This window comes from Blastococcus mobilis, assembly GCF_900188025.1.
GTDB lineage: Bacteria > Actinomycetota > Actinomycetes > Mycobacteriales > Geodermatophilaceae > Blastococcus_B > Blastococcus_B mobilis.
This window is the reverse complement of the sequence record NZ_FZNO01000028.1, coordinates 1-19,605: the sequence shown is the minus strand read 5'-3', so window position 1 is coordinate 19,605 and position 19,605 is coordinate 1. Positions and strand designations below refer to the sequence as shown.

General features: G+C 73.5%; 25 protein-coding genes. 13 read left to right on the top strand and 12 right to left on the bottom strand.

Annotated elements, in window-relative coordinates:
- Nucleotides 1–20: 20 nt before the first annotated feature.
- Genes CHB94_RS20195 through CHB94_RS20185 form a run of 3 tightly spaced genes read left to right on the top strand, consistent with a single transcriptional unit; the run spans nt 21 to nt 4,102 of the window.
- Complete coding sequence (locus CHB94_RS20195) at nt 21–1,382, top strand: NADH-quinone oxidoreductase subunit B family protein (protein WP_217899399.1); 1,362 nt, start codon at nt 21–23, stop codon at nt 1,380–1,382.
- Between the two features lie 29 nt (nt 1,383–1,411).
- Complete coding sequence (locus CHB94_RS20190; RefSeq protein ID WP_089338357.1) at nt 1,412–3,313, top strand: nickel-dependent hydrogenase large subunit; 1,902 nt, start codon at nt 1,412–1,414, stop codon at nt 3,311–3,313.
- A 15-nt stretch (nt 3,314–3,328) separates the two neighbouring features.
- On the top strand, nt 3,329–4,102 hold the full coding sequence (locus CHB94_RS20185; RefSeq protein WP_089338356.1) for a hypothetical protein: 774 nt from the start codon (nt 3,329–3,331) through the stop codon (nt 4,100–4,102).
- A gap of 12 nt (nt 4,103–4,114) precedes the next feature.
- On the opposite strand, the gene CHB94_RS20180 is transcribed toward CHB94_RS20185, so the two are convergent.
- Nucleotides 4,115–4,774 (bottom strand): hypothetical protein, encoded by a 660-nt coding sequence (locus tag CHB94_RS20180; protein WP_089338355.1) that lies wholly within the window; start codon nt 4,772–4,774, stop codon nt 4,115–4,117.
- A gap of 149 nt (nt 4,775–4,923) precedes the next feature.
- On the opposite strand from CHB94_RS20180, the gene CHB94_RS20175 reads away from it, so the two are divergent.
- Nucleotides 4,924–5,712 carry a hypothetical protein gene (locus tag CHB94_RS20175; RefSeq protein ID WP_089338354.1) on the top strand — a complete coding sequence of 263 codons (789 nt, stop codon included), beginning with the start codon at nt 4,924–4,926 and terminating at the stop codon, nt 5,710–5,712.
- Between the two features lie 22 nt (nt 5,713–5,734).
- Here the strand turns inward: CHB94_RS20175 and CHB94_RS20170 are convergent, their stop codons facing one another.
- The 6 genes from CHB94_RS20170 to CHB94_RS20145 are packed head-to-tail and all read right to left on the bottom strand — an operon-like array spanning nt 5,735 to nt 8,760.
- Entirely contained in the window at nt 5,735–5,965 is a 231-nt protein-coding gene (locus CHB94_RS20170; protein ID WP_089338353.1) for a hypothetical protein, read from the bottom strand.
- A complete protein-coding gene (locus tag CHB94_RS20165; protein WP_089338352.1) occupies nt 5,962–6,228 on the bottom strand; it encodes a hypothetical protein in 267 nt (88 codons plus the stop codon). Before CHB94_RS20165 ends, CHB94_RS20170 begins: the two co-directional genes overlap by 4 nt.
- Nucleotides 6,225–6,482: a hypothetical protein gene (locus CHB94_RS20160; protein ID WP_089338351.1), complete on the bottom strand. Its 258-nt coding sequence runs from the start codon at nt 6,480–6,482 to the stop codon at nt 6,225–6,227. The genes CHB94_RS20165 and CHB94_RS20160 overlap by 4 nt, the downstream gene beginning before the upstream one ends.
- Complete coding sequence (locus tag CHB94_RS20155) at nt 6,479–6,754, bottom strand: hypothetical protein (protein ID WP_141137578.1); 276 nt, start codon at nt 6,752–6,754, stop codon at nt 6,479–6,481. Before CHB94_RS20155 ends, CHB94_RS20160 begins: the two co-directional genes overlap by 4 nt.
- Before the next feature lie 30 nt (nt 6,755–6,784).
- Entirely contained in the window at nt 6,785–7,531 is a 747-nt protein-coding gene (locus CHB94_RS20150; RefSeq protein ID WP_089338349.1) for a biotin--[acetyl-CoA-carboxylase] ligase, read from the bottom strand.
- Nucleotides 7,528–8,760 carry a tetratricopeptide repeat protein gene (locus CHB94_RS20145; RefSeq protein WP_089338348.1) on the bottom strand — a complete coding sequence of 411 codons (1,233 nt, stop codon included), beginning with the start codon at nt 8,758–8,760 and terminating at the stop codon, nt 7,528–7,530. Before CHB94_RS20145 ends, CHB94_RS20150 begins: the two co-directional genes overlap by 4 nt.
- 19 nt (nt 8,761–8,779) lie before the next feature.
- On the opposite strand from CHB94_RS20145, the gene CHB94_RS20140 reads away from it, so the two are divergent.
- Entirely contained in the window at nt 8,780–9,274 is a 495-nt protein-coding gene (locus CHB94_RS20140) for a hydrogenase maturation protease (protein ID WP_089338347.1), read from the top strand.
- 16 nt (nt 9,275–9,290) lie between these two features.
- Here the strand turns inward: CHB94_RS20140 and CHB94_RS20135 are convergent, their stop codons facing one another.
- Nucleotides 9,291–9,842, bottom strand: a complete 552-nt coding sequence (locus CHB94_RS20135) for a NifU family protein (protein ID WP_176445664.1) — start codon at nt 9,840–9,842, stop codon at nt 9,291–9,293.
- A gap of 124 nt (nt 9,843–9,966) precedes the next feature.
- On the opposite strand from CHB94_RS20135, the gene CHB94_RS20130 reads away from it, so the two are divergent.
- The gene (locus CHB94_RS20130) at nt 9,967–10,761 is read left to right on the top strand and encodes a nucleotide-binding protein (RefSeq protein ID WP_141137577.1); all 795 of its coding nucleotides are present in this window, start codon (nt 9,967–9,969) and stop codon (nt 10,759–10,761) included.
- Between the two features lie 190 nt (nt 10,762–10,951).
- Nucleotides 10,952–11,137: an SDR family oxidoreductase gene (locus CHB94_RS20125; protein ID WP_089338345.1), complete on the top strand. Its 186-nt coding sequence runs from the start codon at nt 10,952–10,954 to the stop codon at nt 11,135–11,137.
- Nucleotides 11,138–11,148: 11 nt separating this feature from the next.
- Here CHB94_RS20125 and CHB94_RS20120 read toward each other — a convergent pair whose 3' ends face one another.
- Genes CHB94_RS20120 through CHB94_RS20110 form a run of 3 tightly spaced genes read right to left on the bottom strand, consistent with a single transcriptional unit; the run spans nt 11,149 to nt 12,641 of the window.
- On the bottom strand, nt 11,149–11,547 hold the full coding sequence (locus CHB94_RS20120; protein ID WP_141137576.1) for an ATP-binding protein: 399 nt from the start codon (nt 11,545–11,547) through the stop codon (nt 11,149–11,151).
- Between the two features lie 21 nt (nt 11,548–11,568).
- On the bottom strand, nt 11,569–11,886 hold the full coding sequence (locus CHB94_RS20115) for a nucleotide-binding protein (RefSeq protein WP_089338343.1): 318 nt from the start codon (nt 11,884–11,886) through the stop codon (nt 11,569–11,571).
- Nucleotides 11,883–12,641 (bottom strand): nucleotide-binding protein, encoded by a 759-nt coding sequence (locus tag CHB94_RS20110; protein ID WP_176445663.1) that lies wholly within the window; start codon nt 12,639–12,641, stop codon nt 11,883–11,885. The genes CHB94_RS20115 and CHB94_RS20110 overlap by 4 nt, the downstream gene beginning before the upstream one ends.
- 104 nt (nt 12,642–12,745) lie before the next feature.
- Between CHB94_RS20110 and CHB94_RS20105 the strand changes: the two genes are divergently transcribed.
- Genes CHB94_RS20105 through hypF form a run of 6 tightly spaced genes read left to right on the top strand, consistent with a single transcriptional unit; the run spans nt 12,746 to nt 19,048 of the window.
- A complete protein-coding gene (locus CHB94_RS20105) occupies nt 12,746–13,066 on the top strand; it encodes a HypC/HybG/HupF family hydrogenase formation chaperone (protein ID WP_089338341.1) in 321 nt (106 codons plus the stop codon).
- Nucleotides 13,063–13,794 carry a HypC/HybG/HupF family hydrogenase formation chaperone gene (locus CHB94_RS20100; protein WP_089338340.1) on the top strand — a complete coding sequence of 244 codons (732 nt, stop codon included), beginning with the start codon at nt 13,063–13,065 and terminating at the stop codon, nt 13,792–13,794. The genes CHB94_RS20105 and CHB94_RS20100 overlap by 4 nt, the downstream gene beginning before the upstream one ends.
- On the top strand, nt 13,791–14,450 hold the full coding sequence (locus CHB94_RS20095; protein WP_089338339.1) for a D-sedoheptulose-7-phosphate isomerase: 660 nt from the start codon (nt 13,791–13,793) through the stop codon (nt 14,448–14,450). Before CHB94_RS20100 ends, CHB94_RS20095 begins: the two co-directional genes overlap by 4 nt.
- Nucleotides 14,447–15,586 carry a hydrogenase formation protein HypD gene (gene hypD, locus CHB94_RS20090; RefSeq protein ID WP_089338338.1) on the top strand — a complete coding sequence of 380 codons (1,140 nt, stop codon included), beginning with the start codon at nt 14,447–14,449 and terminating at the stop codon, nt 15,584–15,586. The genes CHB94_RS20095 and hypD overlap by 4 nt, the downstream gene beginning before the upstream one ends.
- The gene (gene hypE / locus CHB94_RS20085) at nt 15,583–16,686 is read left to right on the top strand and encodes a hydrogenase expression/formation protein HypE (protein WP_254920796.1); all 1,104 of its coding nucleotides are present in this window, start codon (nt 15,583–15,585) and stop codon (nt 16,684–16,686) included. The genes hypD and hypE overlap by 4 nt, the downstream gene beginning before the upstream one ends.
- 13 nt (nt 16,687–16,699) lie before the next feature.
- The gene (gene hypF, locus CHB94_RS20080; protein WP_089338337.1) at nt 16,700–19,048 is read left to right on the top strand and encodes a carbamoyltransferase HypF; all 2,349 of its coding nucleotides are present in this window, start codon (nt 16,700–16,702) and stop codon (nt 19,046–19,048) included.
- Between the two features lie 209 nt (nt 19,049–19,257).
- On the opposite strand, the gene CHB94_RS20075 is transcribed toward hypF, so the two are convergent.
- Nucleotides 19,258–19,494, bottom strand: coding sequence for a DUF305 domain-containing protein (locus tag CHB94_RS20075; RefSeq protein ID WP_254920795.1), 237 nt, complete (start codon nt 19,492–19,494; stop codon nt 19,258–19,260).
- Nucleotides 19,495–19,605 lie beyond the last annotated feature (111 nt).

The following is a 19,605-nucleotide window of genomic DNA, read 5'->3' as shown; positions in this document are numbered from 1 at the left end:
CTTCCCCCCGGGAGCGTGGCATGGCAGACCGACAGACCCGCACGCCTGCACTGCAGGCGCGCACCCCGGCGCAGGAGCTCCTGGACGCGCTCGGACCGGTCGAGCGGTTCCACGACACCGAGGAGGTCGGGGCCTTCGGTCTGCCGTCGGGCCGGGTCACCGAGGACATGCTGGCCGGCGGCGACGAGACGACGGCGGCGACCCGGTTCGGGCCCCTGCAGAAGATCCACGTCTTCTGGTTCGCGGGCATGAGTTGCGACGGCTGCAGCGTGGCCGTGACGGGGGCGACGAGCCCGTCGGTGGAGAGCATGCTCCTGGGCGCGCATCCGGGGCTGCCCCGCGTGGTGCTGCACCACCCCGTCCTCAACATGGAGTCCGGCCCGCACTACGTGCGCGCGGCTGAGCAGGCGATGGCAGGCACGCTGAACGCCCCCTACGCCGTCGTCCTCGAGGGCTCCATCTCCGACGAGCTGGCGGCCTACGCCACGGGTGGCTACTGGTCCGGCCAGGGCGAGGAGCCCTGGGGTCCGGACGGCGAGATGCGGCCGGTCACCGCGTCGGAGTGGATCGCCCGCCTGGCGCCGAACGCGGCTGCCATGATCGCAATCGGGACGTGCGCCACCTGGGGTGGCATCCCGTCGGCCGAAGGCAACCCGACGGGCGCGATGAGCCTGATGGACTGGCTCGGCAAGGACTACCGCTCCACCTTCGGGGTCCCGGTGGTCAACGTCCCGGGGTGCCCGCCCATCGGTGACAACTTCACCGAGACCGTGGCGGCGATCCTCTACTTCCTCCAGGGCTTCGGGCCGCTGCCCGAGTTCGACGAGCTCGGCCGGCCGGCCTGGCTCTTCGGGGAGACGGTGCACCGCCACTGCGTGCGGGGTGCCTACTACGAGGAGGGCACGTTCGCGCAGGAGTTCGGTGACCCGGAGTGCCTCGTCGAGGTGGGCTGCTGGGGGCCCGTCGTCAACTGCAACATCACCTCGCGCGGGATGATCAACCATGTCGGTGGCTGCATGAACGCCGGCGGACCGTGCATCGGCTGCACCATGCCCGGCTTCCCCGACAAGTTCACCCCGTTCTACAAGCGGCCGCCTGGTTCGTTCGCGTCGACCACGGTCTCGCGGATGGTGGGCAGCGTCATCCGGCCGCTGCGCAAGTTCAGCAACAACCACCTCAACCGGGAGGTGCGCTGGGACCGGCAGGGCGCGACGCCCAGCGGCTTCGGGCGGGAGAAGGCCGAGCCCTCCGCGCTGGCGGAGATCAACCACAAGTTCTACGACATGCTCCGCCGCTCCGGGGACCGGGGAAAGGCGAAGGCCGACGTGTGGGGGAAGCGGGACGAGGCCCCGAGCGGTGGCAGCCCCAACCCCCGCATCTGACGGGCACCGCAGCGAGCCCAGGAGTCGCCATGTGCTTCAAGACCCTGCCGGTCGAGTTCGACGAGCGCGGACAGGCCACGCTGCGCGGCGGCATCCCCAACCCGTACGACGTCACGGTCGCAAAGCCGGACGTCGGGACGACGGAGGAGGAGCGCACCGCGCGGATCGAGCGCCTGATGGCCCGCAACGGGCACATCAAGGACCTCAACATGGACCCGGTGACGCGCATCGCCGGCGCCATGGCCGTGCACGTCACGGCCGATCTGGAGAACCGGGCGTACCTCGACTCGCACGCCGTCGCCACGCTGTTCCGCGGGTACGAGGTGATCCTCATGGGTCGCGACCCACGCGACGCGATCTTCGTGGCGTCCCGCGCCTGCGGGGTCTGCGGCGGGGTGCACGCGCACGCGGCGGCGTACGCGATCGAGTCCGCGATGGGCATCACGCCGCCACCGCTGGGCACCGTCGTCCGCAACATGACCGAGGCGGCGGAGATGGGCTACGACAACCCGCTGCACCTCTACCTGCTGGCCGGGCCGGACTACTCCGAATCGGTCGTCAAGACCACCAACCCCGAGCTGTGGCCCAAGGCCGAGGCGTGGAGCTGCCCCAACGCGCACATCCACGGCTTCGCGACGATGGCCGACCTCATGACGGCGCTCAACCCCCTGACGGGGGCGCTGTACCGGGAGGGTCTGGAGTTCACCCGGCTGTCCCGCGAGATGGTCGTGCTGCTGACCGGCAAGTACCCGCACCCCGAGAACGTGGTGCCCGGTGGGGTGTCGACGACCCTGACCCTGCAGGCGCTCAACGAGTACCACTCGCGGCTGGGCAAGATCTTCGACTACGCCCAGCGGATGATGGCGGTGTGGGACGACATCCCCACCTTCTTCTACGAGGCCGACGAGCGGTACCAGCTCACCGGATACCGGCCGTCGAACCAGATCGATCCCGGCTACTGGGACGATCCGTACGCGTACGACGCCACCTACGCGAACTGCAACGCCTGGGGCGAGAAGCGCTGGTCCACGCCGGGCGTGGTGATCGGTGGTGAACTGCTGACCACCCGGCTCACGGACATCAACATCGGATGGGAGGAGTTCGTCGAGCACTCCTACTACGAGGAGTCCTCGACCACCCGCTTCGCGACCGACCCGCTGGGCAACCCCCTCTCGCCCTACCACCCCTGGAACAAGCGGACCCTCCCCAAGCCCGGCGCCAAGAACTGGAAGGACAAGTACACCTGGGCGTGCACTCCCCGCTGGGACCGCCAGGTGGTGGAGGCCGGCTGCTACTCCCGCCTGCTCATGACGGCCACGGCTCAGAAGATGCCCGAGAGCCGGTTCATGACGGCCACCGGGTCGAGCATGCGCTTCGTCGTGCCCAAGGGCGAGACCGGCGAGCGGGAGGTGGAATGGCGGGTGCCGGAGAAGTGGAATGCCTTCGAGCGCAACCGCGGCCGCGCCTACCACTACCTGTTCAGCCAGCTCGTGGCACTCGAGAGCCTGCTGCAGGCCTACGACCTGCACCGGCGGGGGGAGCGCAGGGTCGCCGCCCTGGATCCGGAGGAGCTCGAGAAGGCCATCCCCGACGACGAGCGGGTCAGCGTCGGCTGGTGGGGGGCCGGACGCGGGTGGCTCACCCACCACCTGGTCATGGACAAGGGCAAGATCACCAACTACCAGATCTGCACGCCGTCGACGATCAACGCCTCACCGCGCGACCCGTGGGACCAGCCGGGCCCGTACGAGGAGGCGGTGATGAACACGCCGATCCTCGAGCGGATGTCCGACCCGTCGGACTTCACCAGCATCGACATGCTGCGGGCCATCCGGAGCTTCGACCCGTGCATGCCGTGCACGACGCACGTGCACACCGGTGCCGGCGAGGTGGTCCGCGAGGTCAACACCTGCTCCTGCGGCGGTGACTGAAGGCGCCGTCCGTCGATGACGGTCTTCGTCGGTGGTGTGAGCGAGCTCTTCCAGCGTGACCTCGACCTGGGGCGGCTGGCCGTGGAGCAGTTGCGGACCGAGGACCTCGGTGCGGGCGTGACCGTGGAGGACCTGCACTACGGCGCGGTGGCCGTGGCGCAGCAGCTGGCCGACGAGGGACCCGACCTGCTCGTACTCGTGGCCGCCACGCGGCGCGGGCGCCCCCCCGGGACGGTGCAGCGCCGGCGCATCGACCCACCGCACCTGTCGACGGAGGAGCTGCAGGCCGCGGTGGGCGACGCCGTCGTCGGGTACGTGCACGTCGACCTCGTGGTCGACGTGGCGGCCGGCTTCGGCGTCCTGCCGCCGCGGACGGTCGCGGTGGAGGTCGAGCCCGAGGAGGTCGGACCCGGGGAAGGTCTGAGCGCATCCGCCTCAGCCGGTCTGCGAACGGCCCTGACACTCGTGCGCGACGAGGTGCGCCGGGCTCCGCTGCTCCAGCTCGTCGGCGAACTGCGACCGCTGCTGGACGGCGACCGGCTCGAGGACTCCGACGCTCTCCGCGTGCTGCGTGCGCTCCTGGACGAGCTGGAGGTCCTGGACCGGGACGGCCGGTGGGGCGCGGCCTTCGCGCTGTGCGACCGCTTGCGGCTGGCGATTGCCGGAGGCTCGGCGAGCGCCGGCATGGACCACCGCGACTGGGGTCTGTGGTGGGCGCTGATCGAGGGGCTGGACCGCCTCCAGGCGATCGAGGGGGCATCTCCGGCGTCCGAAGGCCCGCCCCGCTGACGACTCGGCGGATCAACCGATCCGGGCCGCCGACGCGCGCTCGTCGCCCGCCCGGTCGTCCTGGCGTTCTGCGACCAGCACCAGCAGCTCCACGTCCAGGTCGTCCGGGCCGTCGCCGACCGGTACGCCGTCCGCCCTGCGCCGGAGCCGGAGGAGGAACCCGAACCCGGCGACAGCGGCGACCGCGAGGGCGCCCAGGCCGACCTCGAGCGGCCCCGGCGCGGCATCGTCCGCGGTCTGCTGACCCGTGGCGGCGCCCCGTGCCGAGGGCACGGCCCGGGTGGGTTGCTCGGTAGCGGCGGTCGGGATGACGACGTCCGTCCACGCGTGCGTGCCGACGGGCGACTCGTCGCGGCCGGACGCCACGGCGATGACCTTGTGGGTGCCTGCAGCGTCGTCGGGAATCTCGATCCGGGCCGTCACGCTGCCGTCCGGGGCCACCGGCGCGTGCCCGAGGACCTGCCCGGCCGATCGGTCCCAGACCAGGGTGACACCTCCCGGGGAGAAGCCGCCGCCGCGGATGGTCACCAGGTCACCGGAGTCGGCAGGTCCCTCGATCGCCAGCCACGAGCCGGTGTCGCAGGCCAGCGCCGCGTTCCCGTTCACGACCAGAACCACGGCGGCGCAGATGGCGACCCCGATGCTCCGCACCAACCGGATGCCGCGCGCCATGGCGCCTCCCTCGGACCCGTCCCGCCGGTGACGGTTCCACCGCCGTCCGACGCCCGTCAAGTCGAACCCGGCGCCGGTCCGACTGGTCACCTGGACAGGAGCCCGACAGCATGGGCTGTGAGGGAGAGCACCCGGACCGAGGAGGCTGCATGTCCCGCTCCACGCTGTCCCTGTCCCTCGCGGTGACCGCCGGCTTGCTGGCCGCCGGATGCGGGGGCGGTGACGATCCCGCCGGGACCCGCGCAGGAACCACCCAGCCGGCGCAGGAGGGGACGGAGGACCGCGGAGGTGGGCCGATCCTGGAGCAGGGCGACGACGAGATCCGCGGATCGTTCAGCGTGGTCGCGATGGCGCACACGACGCCGTACGCAGGGGCCGAACTCGAGGAACAGCAGCCGACCCCCTGGGACGGCGGGGCGGGGGGCGAGGGCCCGTACCGCTACGCCGCCATCCCCTGCAACGAGGACGCTCCCGTCAACAACATCTCCGGTGACCTGCCGACGTTCAACGCACTCGTGCCCGGGAGCCGGGTCCCGGCCTCGACTCGGTCCCACCCGCTGGAGTTCACCGTCACGGAGGGGGACGACGGAGCGATGCAGCTGGAGGGGACCTTGGAGCTCACGGTCTGCCAACTGCGGCCGGGCGTGACGCCGGACCCTGATCCGGTCCCGGATCCCGAGAAGGACCGCATCCGTGTCGAGTGGACGGCCCAGGCGGTCGAGGCAGCGGAGGAGACGGTCGTGTGGCAGGGGTCGCTCGAGATCGTCGGTGGGACCGGGCCGTACGAGGAGCTCCGCGGGGAGGGCACCATCGCCGGGTACTTCTTCTGCTTCGCCCCTGAGGGTTGCGCGGAACTCGGCGAGTTCCGGGACGTGCAGTTCACCATGAGCGGCAGCTACACCGTGCCGGCGGAGGCGGTGGAGGAGGGCGGCTCGTGACCGCGCCGGCCCGGCAAGCCGATCACCGGCGCTCGAGCACCGAGGCCACCGCGTCGAGGTCGGCGTTGACCTTCTGCAGCGCGGGTCCGATCGGTTCGGTCTGGTGTTCGATGGCGCGCACTCCCATCGTGACCCGGGCCAGCGTCTGCGAGACCCGGCGGAGGGTCCGTGTGATGGCGACGAGGTAGCCGGCCAGCGCACCGACCAGCACCGCCACCTCACCCAGGGTCAGTGCGATCAGGCCCTTCCTCATCGAGTGCGCTCCTCGTCGCCGTCCGGCATCCCCACGTCCCGTCGCAGCACGGCGGTCCGATCCGTCGTGCCGGAGAGCAGGTGTCCGGTCTGGGTGTCCTGCGCGACCAGCTTTCCGGCCGTCCACGCCCGTCCGACCGCCGCGTCGACCTCCTGGACGCTCCGGCGCAGCGTCTCGAGCAGGCCGGCGACGGCGACGAGGACCACCCCACCGCCGGCGAGGGTGGCCAGCCAGCGCACCTCGGTCGCGTTCCGGTGGGTCATCGGTGAGCCTCCTCCGTCGACGACGCGCCGGCGGCGGCCCGGACGCGCGCGGCGCCGGCGCACAGATCCTCGAACAGCGGGGCCACCTCGGTGTTGCCGCGCAGTGCCGCGGCGGCCTCGGCGATGGCGTCGGTGTACCGGCGGATCTCCTGTGCCACGGCCAGCGTGCGGTGCAGGAGCAGACCGGCTGCGCCGACGGCGGCGGCTCCCGCACCCAGCCCGGCGAGGGCGGCCAGGCGCGCGTTGCCGCTCACCGGCGTCCCCGTGACGGCGCGACGATGCGGTCGAGGTGACCGTTGACGTGGACGAGGTCGAACAGCGGCGCGGTGTTGGCGTGGGTGCCCTCCAGTGCCGCGGCGATCTCGTCGGCCTGCCGGGCGATGCGCCGGGCCAGACCGATGATCGCCAGCAGCAGTCCCGCCGCGACGACCACGACGGACCCGCCCGCCCACCAGCCGGCCTTCCACCCGGCCGGGGCCTCGACCAGGGCGGACCGGACCGCGGGATCGTTCAGTGTGACCGGCATCACGTGGACGCTACTACATGCACGGGACACCTACATGCCCTCGGCGTCCGGCTCGGCGGGCTCGAGCACCCCGAGGTTCGGCGGGCGGACGGCGACGCGGTTGCCCCGAGGGGTGAGCAGGACGAGCGCGCCATCGGCCAGCACGCCGACGGCCTCCCCGACGACGGCCGGCCCGCCCGGGCCGAGTGGGATCATCCGCGCCCGCACGGACCGGCCCACGGTGCGGCAGCGCGGCCTGTATGCCGCCAGCACGGCGTCGACCGGCTCGGCGAGCCGGGTCTCGACGGCGGCGGCCAGGCGGGCGAGCAGCGGACCGCGCGGTGGCCCCGCGTCCTCCACGAGCACCGTGGCGACCCCCCAGTCGATCCGTGCCGGGCCGAGTTGGACGAACACGCCGATCCGAGCGAGCACCGTGGCGCCGTCCGCGGTGGTGACGGTCTCCGGCCAGTCGAAACCGGCGTCATCCCGGGCGTCGGCCAGGGCATCGGCCAGCGCGACAGAGACGACGACGTAGAGCCAGCCCTCGCGCTCCGGTGGCAGCTCAGGACGCAGGACCATCGAGAAGCCGAGTCCACGTCCGGCCCGCACCTGCCACGGCCAGCCGCCGCGCCCCCGGGGTGACGCCTGGTAGTCGGCGACGACCACGGCACCCGCCGGGGCACCGGAGCGGGCCCAGGCCATCGCCTCCGGCTCGGTGGACAGCAGCGCGGGGTAGGTCCGGAACGGCCGGTCGCCCAGCGCGGGGGCGAGCTCGTCCGCGGCGAGGTCGCCGGTCATCGCCAGCCGAGCCGCTCGCCGCGTTCGGCCGCCACCGCGTCGAAGCTCGTCGCCAGGCGCTGCCACTGCGGAAGGGGGAACCGGGCCATGGCCGAGCGCATGACGCCGGCGAGGGCATCGCCGGCCTCCGTGGACCGGCCGGTGCTCCCCACCCCCGCCGCCACGGCGGCCCTGACCATGGCGTCGTAGGCGGCGGGCGGCAGTTCGAGCAGCACGTGCAACAAGCTCTGCCCGAGCGCAACCGCGGCGCCCGGGCGAGCCAGGGCGCCCTCGAGCAGGCCGGCCACGGCGGCCTCCCGGTCGGACGCCGTCGCCTCGACCAGGCGCAGCACCTCCTCCCGGAGGGTGGCGGTCCACCGGTCGGGCGGCTCGGAGTCGAGCACGGTGAGCAGGTCGTCCCCCGGCGGGGGCGGCAGCACGGCGAGCACCTGCCGGGCCTGGTCCCGCACCGGTCCCGTGGCAGCCGCCACGGCCAAGGCCTGCCGGGCGGCCAGCCGGGCCCGGGAGTCCTGCCCTGCCCGTGCGGCCGCGAGCGCCAGGTTGGCCTTCGCCATCGCGTACTCCGCGGGACGGACGGCCCGGGGAAAACCGCCCAGCGCCCGGCGGAACGCCTCCGCAGCCTCGGCCGACCGGTCGGTCGCGAGCAGAGCGAGGCCAAGCCCGTTGAGGGCGGCGCCCAGGCCGGCCAGGTCGCCGCCCCGTTCGGCGAGCTCCACCGCCTCCTCCAGCAGGAGTCGGGCCCCTGTCGGGTCACCGGCGGTCAACAGGGAGGCGCCGTGCTCGCGTGCGCATGCGCCGGCCTCGGCGTGCTGCCCGGCCGTGAGGAAGGACCGCTGCGCGTCCTCCCAGGCGGTCTGCGCGCCGGCGAGGTCGCCGGCGTCCCTCAGGACCAGGCCGAGGTTGTACGACGCCGCGGCCCGCTCGACCGGCTGCCCGAGCGCCGCGAACCCCCCGACCGCGGCCCGGAACGCTGTTTCGGCGTCTCCGGGCCGTCCCGACTCCCGGAGCGCGATGCCGAGCATGTTGGTCGCCTTCGCCTCCTCCAGGCGCAGTCCCACCCGGCCGAAGACCTGCCGGGCGACGGTCAGCGCCTCCACGGCGACCGTCGGCTCACCCGCCGCCAGCCGGGCGGCACCGAGGTGGAACTGCGCCGTCGCGTGCTGCACCGGATAGCGCCCGACCGGATAGCGGCCGAGCCGGGCCTCCAGCGACTCCTGCTCCGCGACCACCGCCGCCTACGCTTCAGCCGTGAGCGCGATCGTCGCCTGCTTCGGCAACGTGCTCCGCGGGGACGACGGGTTCGGCAGCGCGGTCGCCGAGCGGCTCCTGGCGCGGGAGCTGCCCGCCGGGGTGGACGTCCTCGAGGTCGGCATCGGGGGCATCCACCTGGTGCAGGAGCTGATGCGCGGTATCGCCGTCTTGATCGTCGTCGACGCCGTCGACCTGGGCCGGCCGCCCGGCACCGTCGTGGTCCAGCGTCCGCAGGTCCTCGACGTCGCAACCCTTCCGCCCGAGCGGCGGCGCGACGAGCTCGCCGACATGCACCTGGCTACCCCGGAGAAGACGCTCATGGTCGCGCGGGCCCTGGGTGTGCTGCCCGACGTCACCTTCGTGGTGGGGGTGCAGACCACCGACACCGACCGGGTCGGACAGGGCCTGTCGCCGGCCACCGGACGAGCGGTCGAGCTCGCGGCAGCGGAGGTCGACCGGCTGCTGGCCGAGCACGTCGCCACCGGAGGCTGAGCCGGGTCCGGCGCCGTCACGCCGGCCGGGGCTGGATCTGCAGCAGCACCGGGCCGGGCGGCGGGTGCGGGGCCGCACCGCTGTCGGGGGCGACCTCCATCGCGACGAAGCCGGGTAGGTTGTCCCGCAGGGCCTGCTCCACGCCGTACCGCAGCGTCTGGGCCGCCGACGTGCAGCCCGAGCAGGCGCCGTTCAGGCGGACCCGGACCACGCCGCGCTCGACGCCGAGAACCTGGACGTCGCCGCCGTGCTCGGTGATGTAGGGCCGGACCGGATCGAGGGCGGCGGTGGCCGCCGCGACGTCGTCGACCCCCACCCCGTAGGCCTCGAACAGCCAGGCGACCGCCGGATCGCTGCGCCGCAGTCCGTCGACATCGGCGCCCAGCGCGTCGGCCAGCCGGGTCACTGCCAGCCGGTGGATCGAGTCCACGCCGTCGAGCAGCTCGAACACCTTGGCGCGGACGGCCTCGTCGAATTGTTCGACCTCGCCGAACAGCTCCTCGAGTCGGTCGAGCAGCGGGCCGAGCTCCGCCAGCGCCGCCTCGGAGGCCGGGCTCGGGTCAGCCATGTGCGGGGCGGACCGTGGCCATAGCGCGGTCCTCCTGCCTGTCGACGGTTCGGCGACGTGGTGGCAGTGTGCCTCGCAGTAGGTGACCTGCGCCACAACCGGCGATCGCAGCGAGGAGCAGCTGATGACCACCACGGCACGTCCGGTAGCTCTCAAGGTCGGAGTGGTGGGAAAGGGAGGGGTCGGCAAAACGACGGTCGCCGGGCTGCTCGCCCGCGCGTGGGCGGAACGGGGCCGGACGGTGGTGGCCATCGACACCGACTCGAACCCGAACCTCGGTCTGTCGCTCGGGCTCTCGCTCGAGGAGACCGAAGCCGTCCCCGTGCTGCCGCGCAGCGTGGTGGTCGGCCGGGCCGGCGGGCCGGCGGCGGAGGACCTCGTCGGGGAGTACGGACGGCCCACGCCCGCCGGCCCGACGCTGCTGTCGGCGATCAGGGTGGCGCAGGCCGGTGCGGGGTGCACCTGCGGCGGACACGCGACCGTCCGCAGCCTGCTCGCCGACGCGCTGGCGGACGTGGATCTGACGCTGGTCGACATGGAGGCCGGACTCGAGCACCTGAGCCGGTCCGGAGGCACCCTCGCCCACGCGGACCTGCTGCTGGTGGTCTGCGAGCCGACCCGCAAGTCGGTGGTCACCGCGGTACGGACGGCGACGCTCGCGGCCGAGCTGGGGATCCCGAAGGTGCTGGCGGTCGGCAACAAGGCGCGCTCCCCGGAGGACGAGGATTACCTCCGCACCGCGCTCGCCGAGGAAGGCCTGGCGGTCGCCGGCGTGCTGCCCTACGACGAGGACGTCGCCCGCGCCGACCGCGCCGGCGCGGTGGGCAGCCCGCCAGGAACACCCGCCGTCCGAGCCGAGCTGGAGACGGTGCTCGACGCCGTCGAGAGCAGCCGGGGATCGCTCGCAGCGGACGGATAACCCGGCCGGGTTTGGCGGACGCCGCGGAGCGGCACCGCACAGGCATGGACAGCACCGAGGGTCGTTTGGCCGGGCGGGTCGCGGTCGTCACGGGGGGCAGCAGCGGCCTCGGTCGCGCGACGGCGTCGGCCCTCGCGGCCGAGGGCGCCGCCGTCGCGGTCCTGGGGTTTGTCTGCTCTACCCCGGCGCCATGGACACCCACCGGGGCCGCTGGTCCCCGGAAGCCCGGGAGACGCTCGGGAGGGCGGCCGAGCCGGCCGAGGCCCTGCCGCCGGGGGACGTCGCGGGGCTGATCACCTGGATCTGCGCCGCTCCACCCGAACTCGTCCTCAACGAGGTGACCGTCACCCCGCTGCTGGAGCGCGGCTGGCCGTGACCGTCGGGCTGTCAGGCCCCACCGGGAAGGAGGTGCTCGGCAAGTCCGACCAGCGCCTTCACGCCGGCGGAGTCCGGTGCCACGTCGAGCGGTGCCTCGCCCCGCCGCTCGGCGGCGACGATCGCCGGTTCGTCCGGCACCAGGACGCGCTCCAGGTCCGGGAACGCCGCACGCACGCGGGCGACGTCCTCGTCGTCGCGCACCCGGTTGGCGGTGACGACGACGCGGCCCAGGCCGCCCTCCCGGACGGCGTCGGCCGCCCGGCGCCCGACCTCCAGCGACTTGGCGGTCGGCTCCACCACGACCACCACGACGTCGACGTGCTGCCCGTCGAGGCGCAGCACGGTGCCGAGGCCCGCTTCGAAGTCGGCGACGACGGCGCGACCGGGACGTTCCAGCTGCCCGAGCAACTGCTCAGGTGAGATCCCGCACTACGGGCAGCCCGGCTCCGGGTTCTGGATCGCCGAGACGACAGCGAGGCGGACGCCGTCCGGGGCGGGCGCGCCGAAGCGCTCGACCAGGTCGTCGGGGCTGACCGCGTGGTCCTCCTCGCCCGCGTCGACGGCGTCGCGGACGGTCACCAGCCGCTCGGTGGCCTCCTCGCCGAGACCCAGCGAGATCCCGAGGTTGGGGTTGGTGTCGCAGTCGAGGGCCAGCGTCTCGTGCCCGTGCCGGGCGAACGTCCGGGCGAGCACTGCGGACGTGGTGGTCTTGCCGGAGCCACCCTTGCCGACGACGGCGATCTTCACGACGACACCTCCCGTTCCCGCAGAGCGTTCACCAGCGACCGTACTGCCGCGACGGCCGGCGCGTCAGGCTCCGCGTCCACGACGGGGAGACCCAGCCGGTCGGCGTCCGCGAGTGCGCGGTCCATCGGGACGGCGCCGACGACCTCCAGACCGGTACCGGCCGCGATCAGCTCCCCGTCGTCGGGCTCCCGGACCTTGTTGGCCACCGCCAGCACCCGCGGCCTGCGGCTGCCCTCCGCCAGCCGGGCCAGGCGCCGCCCCGACAGCACGGACGCCGTGGACGGCTCCACGACCACCAGGAAGGTCCGCGCGTAGCGGCCCCAGGTCATGAACGGCTGCCGGGTGCCGCCCGGCAGGTCCCCGACGATGCTCCAGCCGTCCCCGGGGAGGTCGTCCAGCACCCCCTGGAACCCGAAGTGCTGACGGCTGTTGTTCCACCGGGGGCCTCGCGCCTTGCCCAGCTGCAGGAAGTGCACCCCGTCCGGCCCGCGGACGGCGTACCGGTCGACCGCCTCCGGGCCGGTCAGCCCGGCGCGCAGCCGGTACCGGCGGCGTCCGCGCTCCTCGTACTCCTCGACCGCGTCGTCCGGCAGGCCGGCATCGGTCACGCCGACGCCGAGCGAGAATGCCAGCCCGGGCATGGGATCGGAGTCCAGGGCCAGGACGCGCTGACCGGTGCGGGCCAGCAGGCGGGCGAACGTCCCGGCCAGCGACGACTTGCCGGCGCCGCCCTTGCCCACGAAGGCCACCCGCACGACGGGGACTGTAGGCGCGAACGGGGGGCAGTTCGCTAGTGGTTCCACACATCTACCTGGACGCCTACAGTGACGTAGGTCACCGACTCTCAGGAGCTCCCCGCATGTGCCTCGGCATCCCCGGTCAGATCGTGGCGATCAGCGATCCCGCGGCGCTGCGGGCGAAGGTCGACGTCGACGGGGTCCGGCGCGAGGTGTCCGTGGCGCTGATCGGGCTCGACGGGCCGGGAGGCGCCCGGGTGGGGGACTGGGTGCTCGTGCACGTCGGTTTCGCCATGGCGGTGATCGACGAGGCGGAGGCCAAGGAGACCCTCGACGCCCTCAAACGGCTCGGGGACATGTACGAGCAGGAGCTGTCGGACTACTCCGCGATCGTGGAGGGTCTCCACCCCGACCCGGCGGCACCGCGGGCGACCACGTCGTGACGGCGACCCGCGCGCCGGCCGGGACCGGGCTGCCCGCCGGGCTGGGCGAGGACCTCGCGGCGGCGTCCCGCACCCTGGCGCGCCGGCTGGCCGCGGGTGGCACGCTCTGGTGCGCCTCCCCGACGTCCCCGCACCACGCCCAGCACGTCGCCGTCGAGTTCGTCCACCCCGTCGTCGTCGGCAAGCCCGCACTGCCGGCGGTGGCGCTCCCGCCGCACGACCCGACCACGGTCGCCCGGGCCAACGCCCGCCCCGGCGACGTGCTGGTGGCCGTCGGACCGGCCGGTTGCACCGGTGTCCTCGACCTGGTCCGACGGGCACCGGCGTGGGGCCTGACGTCGCTGTGGATCGGAGCGGGCGAGCGCCCCACCGCCGGGGTCGCCGACCACGTGCTGTGGCTGCCGGACGAGGCCGCCGTGCACGACGGCGGGTTCATCCTGATCTACCACCTGCTCTGGGAGCTGGCGCACGTCTGGCTGGAGCACCCCGGGCTGCTGCGGCCGGACCCCGCCTGCGACGGTCCGGTCTGCATCACCTGCTCCGACGAGGGGCGGCTGGCCGAGGTCGTCGAGGTGCGGGGCGCCTCCGCGGTGGTCCGCGCCGGTCAGGGCCTCGAGCAGGCGGACCTGTCGCTCGTCGGCCCGGTCGCCGTGCACGACCTGCTCGTCGTGCACGCCGGCATGGCCATCACGCGGCTGGACGCCGGCCCGCAAGGAGGGGCGTCGTGACGGGCGGCGGCAACTTCCTCTACCCATTCCTCGACGCCGAGGAGACCGACGGCTCGGCGCTGTCGGCGGACCTCGCCGCCTCCGCGGAGGCGAAGGCCACCGAAAGCCTCGAGCTCCGCCGGACCTCCATCGCCGGTTTGGCCGCCGAGCTCGACCGGGCCGCGGCCGCCATGGCGGCCGCCTTCCGGGCCGGCGGCCGGCTGTTCACCTTCGGTAACGGCGGGTCGGCCACCGACGCCGCCGGGCAGGCCGCGCTGTTCGCCTCCCCGGCGTCCGGCCGGCCGCTGCCGGCGCGCTCGCTCGTGGCCGACACCGCCGTGCTCACGGCGCTGGCCAACGACGTCGGGGTCGAGGTGATCTTCTCCCGGCAGCTGATCGCGCACGCCCGAGCCGGGGACATCGCCCTTGGTCTGTCCACCAGCGGTGGCTCGGTCAACGTGCTGCAGGCGTTCGCGGAGGGCCGGCGGCGCGGGCTGCTGACCGTGGGGCTGGCGGGCTACCGGGGCGGCGCCATGGCGACCTGCCCCGATCTCGACCACTGCCTGGCCGTCGAGGGGCAGAGCGTGCACCGGACCCAGGAGGCGCAGTCCGCCCTGGCGCACGCCCTCTGGCAACGGGTGCAGCGGGAGTTCCAGCAGCTGGAGGTGCCCGCATGAGGTTCGTCGACGAGTACCGCGACCCGGCGGCGGCCCGTGTGGCGGTGCGCCGGATCACCGAGCTGGCCGACGGCGGCCGCGGCGGCCTGCCCTACGCCTTCATGGAGGTGTGCGGCGGGCACACGCACACCATCTACCGGCACGGCATCGAGCAGCTGCTCCCCGAAACCGTCGAGCTCGTACACGGTCCGGGCTGTCCGGTCTGCGTCATCCCGATGGGCCGGGTCGACGACGCCATTGCCCTGGCCGAGCGGCCCGGCGTCGTCTTCACCTCGTTCGGCGACATGATGCGGGTGCCGGGCAGCGCCGGCAGCCTGCTGGAGGCGAAGGCCCGCGGGGCCGACGTCCGGATGGTGTACTCGCCGCTCGACGCGCTGAAGATCGCCGAGGCCACGCCGGACATGCAGGTCGTGTTCTTCGCGGTCGGCTTCGAGACCACCGCGCCGTCGACGGCGGTGACACTGCTGCGGGCGCGGGAGAGGGGCATCCGCAACTTCAGCGTCTTCTCCAACCACGTGACGATCGTCCCGCCGCTCAAGGCGATCCTGGAGTCGCCCGACCTGCGGTTGGACGGTTTCCTCGGGCCGGGGCACGTGAGCACGGTCATCGGCAACCGGCCCTACGACTTCGTCGCCCGCCGGTACGGCAAGCCGCTGGTGACCACGGGGTTCGAGCCGCTGGACATCCTCCAGGCGATCGTGATGCTGCTCGAGCAGTTCGCCGAGGGCCGGTGCGAGGTGGAGAACCAGTACACCCGCGTCGTCCGGGACGAGGGCAACCCGATCGCGCTGGCCATGCTGCAGCAGGTGTTCCGGCTGCGGCCGCACTTCGAGTGGCGTGGACTCGGTTTCATCGCCCAGAGCGCGCTGGCGCTGTCCGAGGACTTCGCCGACTGGGACGCCGAGCGGCGCTTCGACCTGCCCGGCGTCCGGGTGGCCGACCCGAAGGCCTGCCAGTGCGGCGAGGTGCTGAAGGGAGCCATCAAGCCCTGGGAGTGCAAGGTCTTCGGCACCGCCTGCACGCCGGAGACGCCGATCGGCACCTGCATGGTGTCCTCCGAGGGGGCCTGCGCGGCCTACTACACCTTCGGGCGCCTGCACCGGACGGCGGCCGGACTCGCCGCCGCCTCCTCGTGAGCGCGACCGTGCACCCTCCGGTACCGGAGGGGCGCCAGGAACTGGTGCTGGAACGCATCGAGGCCTTCCGGCGCCGGCGGCCGCGTCTCACCGACGAGGTCGTCACGCTTGCGCACGGGGCCGGGGGCAAGGCCTCGGCCGCGCTCATCGACGCGGTGTTCCTCGAGGCGTTCCGCAACGAGGCGCTGGAACAGCTGGGCGACGGCGCGCTGCTGCCCCTGCCGTCCGGTGACCAGCTCGCCTTCGCCACCGACTCCTACGTGGTGCGCCCGCACCGGTTCCCCGGTGGGTCGATCGGCTCCCTCGCCGTGCACGGCACGGTCAACGACCTGGCGATGTGCGGAGCCCGGCCGTCCTGGCTGTCCGCGGCTTTCGTGATCGAGGAGGGCTTCCCGGTGGCCGAGCTGGCCGCGCTCGCGGCCGACATGGCCGCGGCTGCAGCCGCCGCCGGCGTCACGGTGGTCACCGGTGACACCAAGGTGGTCGACACCGGCGCCGCGGACGGCGTGTTCATCACCACCGCCGGGGTCGGGCTCGTCCCCGCCGGCCGGCGGCTGGCCGCGGACCGGGTCCGGCCGGGGGACGTGGTGCTGGTCAGCGGCACGCTAGGCGACCACGGCGTGGCGGTGCTGCTCGCCCGCGGGGATCTGGACCTGGAGGCCGACGTCACGTCCGACACAGCGCCCCTCGCCGGGCTGGTGGAGGTGCTGCTCGCCGCGGCTCCGGGGACCCGGTGGCTGCGCGACCCCACGCGCGGCGGGGTGGGCACCGTCTGCAACGAGCTCGCCGCGCAGGCCGGGGTCGCCGTCGTCCTGCAGGAGTCCGCGCTGCCCGTGCGGCGGCCGGTGGGCGGCGCGTGCGACCTGCTCGGCATCGACCCGCTCTACGTCGCCAACGAGGGCAAGTTCGTGGCGGTCGTCCCGGCCGAGGAGGCCGGGGCGGCCTTGACCGCCCTGCGGGCGCATCCGCTCGGAGCCGACGCCGCCGTCATCGGCCGCATCGCCGGCGAGCCCGAGCGGATCGTCCTCCTGGAGACCTCTTTCGGGGGCAGCCGGATCGTCGACATGCTGGTGGGCGACCCGCTGCCGCGCATCTGCTGACCCCTGCGCCCCGATGACGGTCGAACGGCGCCGGATCCGGGTCCGCGGCACCGTGCAGGGAGTCGGGTTCCGGCCGTTCCTCTACCGGCAGGCAGTGGACCTCGGGCTGACCGGGTGGGTCGGCAACGAGGGCGGCGACGTCGTCCTCGAGGTCGAGGGAGACCGGTCGGCCCTGGACGCGCTGCTTCGGTCCCTGCGGGAACGGCAGCCGCCGCTCGCCGCGGTCGAGAGCGTGGACGTGGCCACGGTGGCGCCTGCGGGCAGCGCGGGCTTCCGCATCGCGGCCAGCACGGCCGGTTCCGACCCCGATCTGCGCGTCAGCGCCGACGTCGCTCCCTGCGACGCGTGCCTGGCGGAGCTGGCCGATCCGGACGACCGCCGCTTCCGCTATCCCTTCATCAACTGCACGAACTGCGGCCCCCGGTACACGATCGTGCGGGCGGTGCCCTACGACCGCCCGGCGACGACGATGGCCGGCTTCAGGATGTGCCCGGCCTGCCAGAAGGAGTACGACGACCCGGCCGACCGCCGATTCCATGCCCAGCCCAACGCCTGCCCGGACTGCGGACCGCGGCTGGCCTGGACCGGACCCGGCGAGGAGGTTACGGGGTCGGCAGCTCTGACGGCCGCGGTGGCCCGCCTGACGCACGGCGGCACCATCGCGCTGAAGTCGGTCGGGGGTTACCACCTCGCCTGCGACGCCACCGACGCCGGCGCGGTGGCTCACCTGCGGAACCGGAAGGGCCGTCCCGACAAGCCGTTCGCCATCATGGTCCGCGACCTCGCCGCGGCGGAGGCGTTGTGCGACCTGGCTCCGGCAGCCCGTACGGCGCTCACCTCGCCCCGTCGCCCGGTCGTCCTGATACCGCGCAGGCCCGATGCGCTGGGGGCCGTCGCCGCGGAGATCGCTCCAGGACTGCACGAGCTGGGCGTGATGCTGCCCCCGAGCCCGCTGCACGCCCTGCTGGGTGCGGACCTGGACCGGCCGTTGGTGATGACCAGCGGGAACCTCAGCGACGAGCCGGTCGTCGGCGACGACGACGAGGCGCGGGAGCTACTCGGCCCGCTGGTCGACGGTGTGCTTTCGCACGACCGGCCGATCCATGTCCGGACCGACGACTCCGTCGTCCGCGCGGCGCCGGGCGGTCGGTTGCAGGTCGTCCGTCGCGCGCGTGGCTGGGTGCCGCAACCGGTCCGGCTGCCGGTCCCGGCAGACCGGCCGGTCCTGGCCGTGGGGGCGCAGCTGAAGAACACGGTGGCCCTCGCCCGCGGGGGGTCGGTGATCCTCAGCCAGCACCTCGGGGATCTGCAGCACTGGCCGACGGCCGCAGCTTTCCAGCAGGCCGTGGAGCACCTGACCCGGCTCGCCCGGGTCGAGCCGGCAGCGGTCGCCCACGATCTGCACCCGGACTACCGCTCTACCGCATGGGCGCGGGAGTCGGGACTGTCGCTCGTCGGGGTGCAGCACCACCACGCGCACGTCGCGTCGTGCCTGGTTGAGCACGGCAGGACGGGTCCGGTCCTCGGGATAGCGTTCGACGGACTGGGCCTCGGCCCCGACGGCAGCCTCTGGGGAGGAGAGTTCCTCCTCGCCGACCTCACCGGCTTCGACCGTGTGGCGTCCCTGGCCCGCGCGGTCCTGCCCGGCGGGGACGCAGCGGTGCGCGAACCCTGGCGGACGGCGCTGTCCTGGGTGCACCGCGGCCTGGGAGAGGAGACCGCCGCCGAACTCGGGCCGGCGCTGGACCCCCGGTGGGCGGCGGTCCTGTCCTTGGTGCGCTCCGGCCGCCAACCCGAGACCTCGAGCGTCGGACGGCTGTTCGACGCGGTGGCTGCGCTGCTCGGCGTCCGCGCGCGCATCAGCTACGAGGGGCAGGCGGCCGTGGAGCTGGAGGCCCTCGCTCGCACCGGCGACGCGACGACCGCGTACCCGATGGGGATGGCCGGTGATCTCCTCGACCCGGCTCCTGCCCTGCGGGCCGTCCTGGCCGCCAGGGCTGCCGGCGTGCCGGTGGCCGACATCGCCGCCGGCTTCCACGTGGGCCTGGCGACGTCCGCAGGGCAGCTCGCCATCCGGCTTGCCGACGCGCACGGCGTGGACACCGTCGCGCTGACCGGCGGCGTCTTCCAGAACGTTCTGCTCACCGATCTATTGGCGCGCCACCTCCGGCGCGCCGGTCTGGAGGTCCTGCTGCACAAAAGCCTGCCGTGCAACGACGGTGGTATCAGTGCGGGCCAAGCAGCCGTAGCCGCGGCGGTCCTTCAGGGAGCACGAGAGGTGACCGCCGTAACCCATCCGCAGCCCGAGGGACGGCGGTCCATCCGGCCGGAGCATGACCGGTCTGGCGGGTCGCTGCACTGACGTGGAGGCGCGCTACCGGCATCCCGCTCTCCAGTGATGCGGCTGGCCAGGGCCAGGCACCGGCCTGCGGAGACCGTGGCGCCCCAGCGACCGTCACCCCAGTCAGCCTGCCGGACACTCACGCTCTGCAGAGACCTCGAAGGAGGGGACAGGTCGAGACTCGGCCTCGTCCGTCGTCGTGGCCGGCCCGTTGCGCTCGATGTCCTCGATCAGCCAGTCCATCTCGTCGATCTCCGCCGCTGCGCCTCGCTGATCGAGACGGCCAGCTCACACACGCGAACATCTGAGATCTCGGCTCGCTCCGACCGGGTGATGGCCATCGAGTGGTGGGGGATCATCGAGCTCATCCAGCCGCTGTCCTGCACGGTCGTCTGACTGCGGTCGAGGAACACACCGACACCCAGCAGCAGGATGCTCGCCGCCACGATGGCGATGTTGCCCTTCACGTTCTTGTTTCGGCCTTTCCACGCTGCTGTCGCCGGTCCCACGCCGCCGTCCCGTCGGGCCGACGGATCTGGCCCGACAGGCGCTCCTGCACGTAGCCGCGCAGCCGTTCG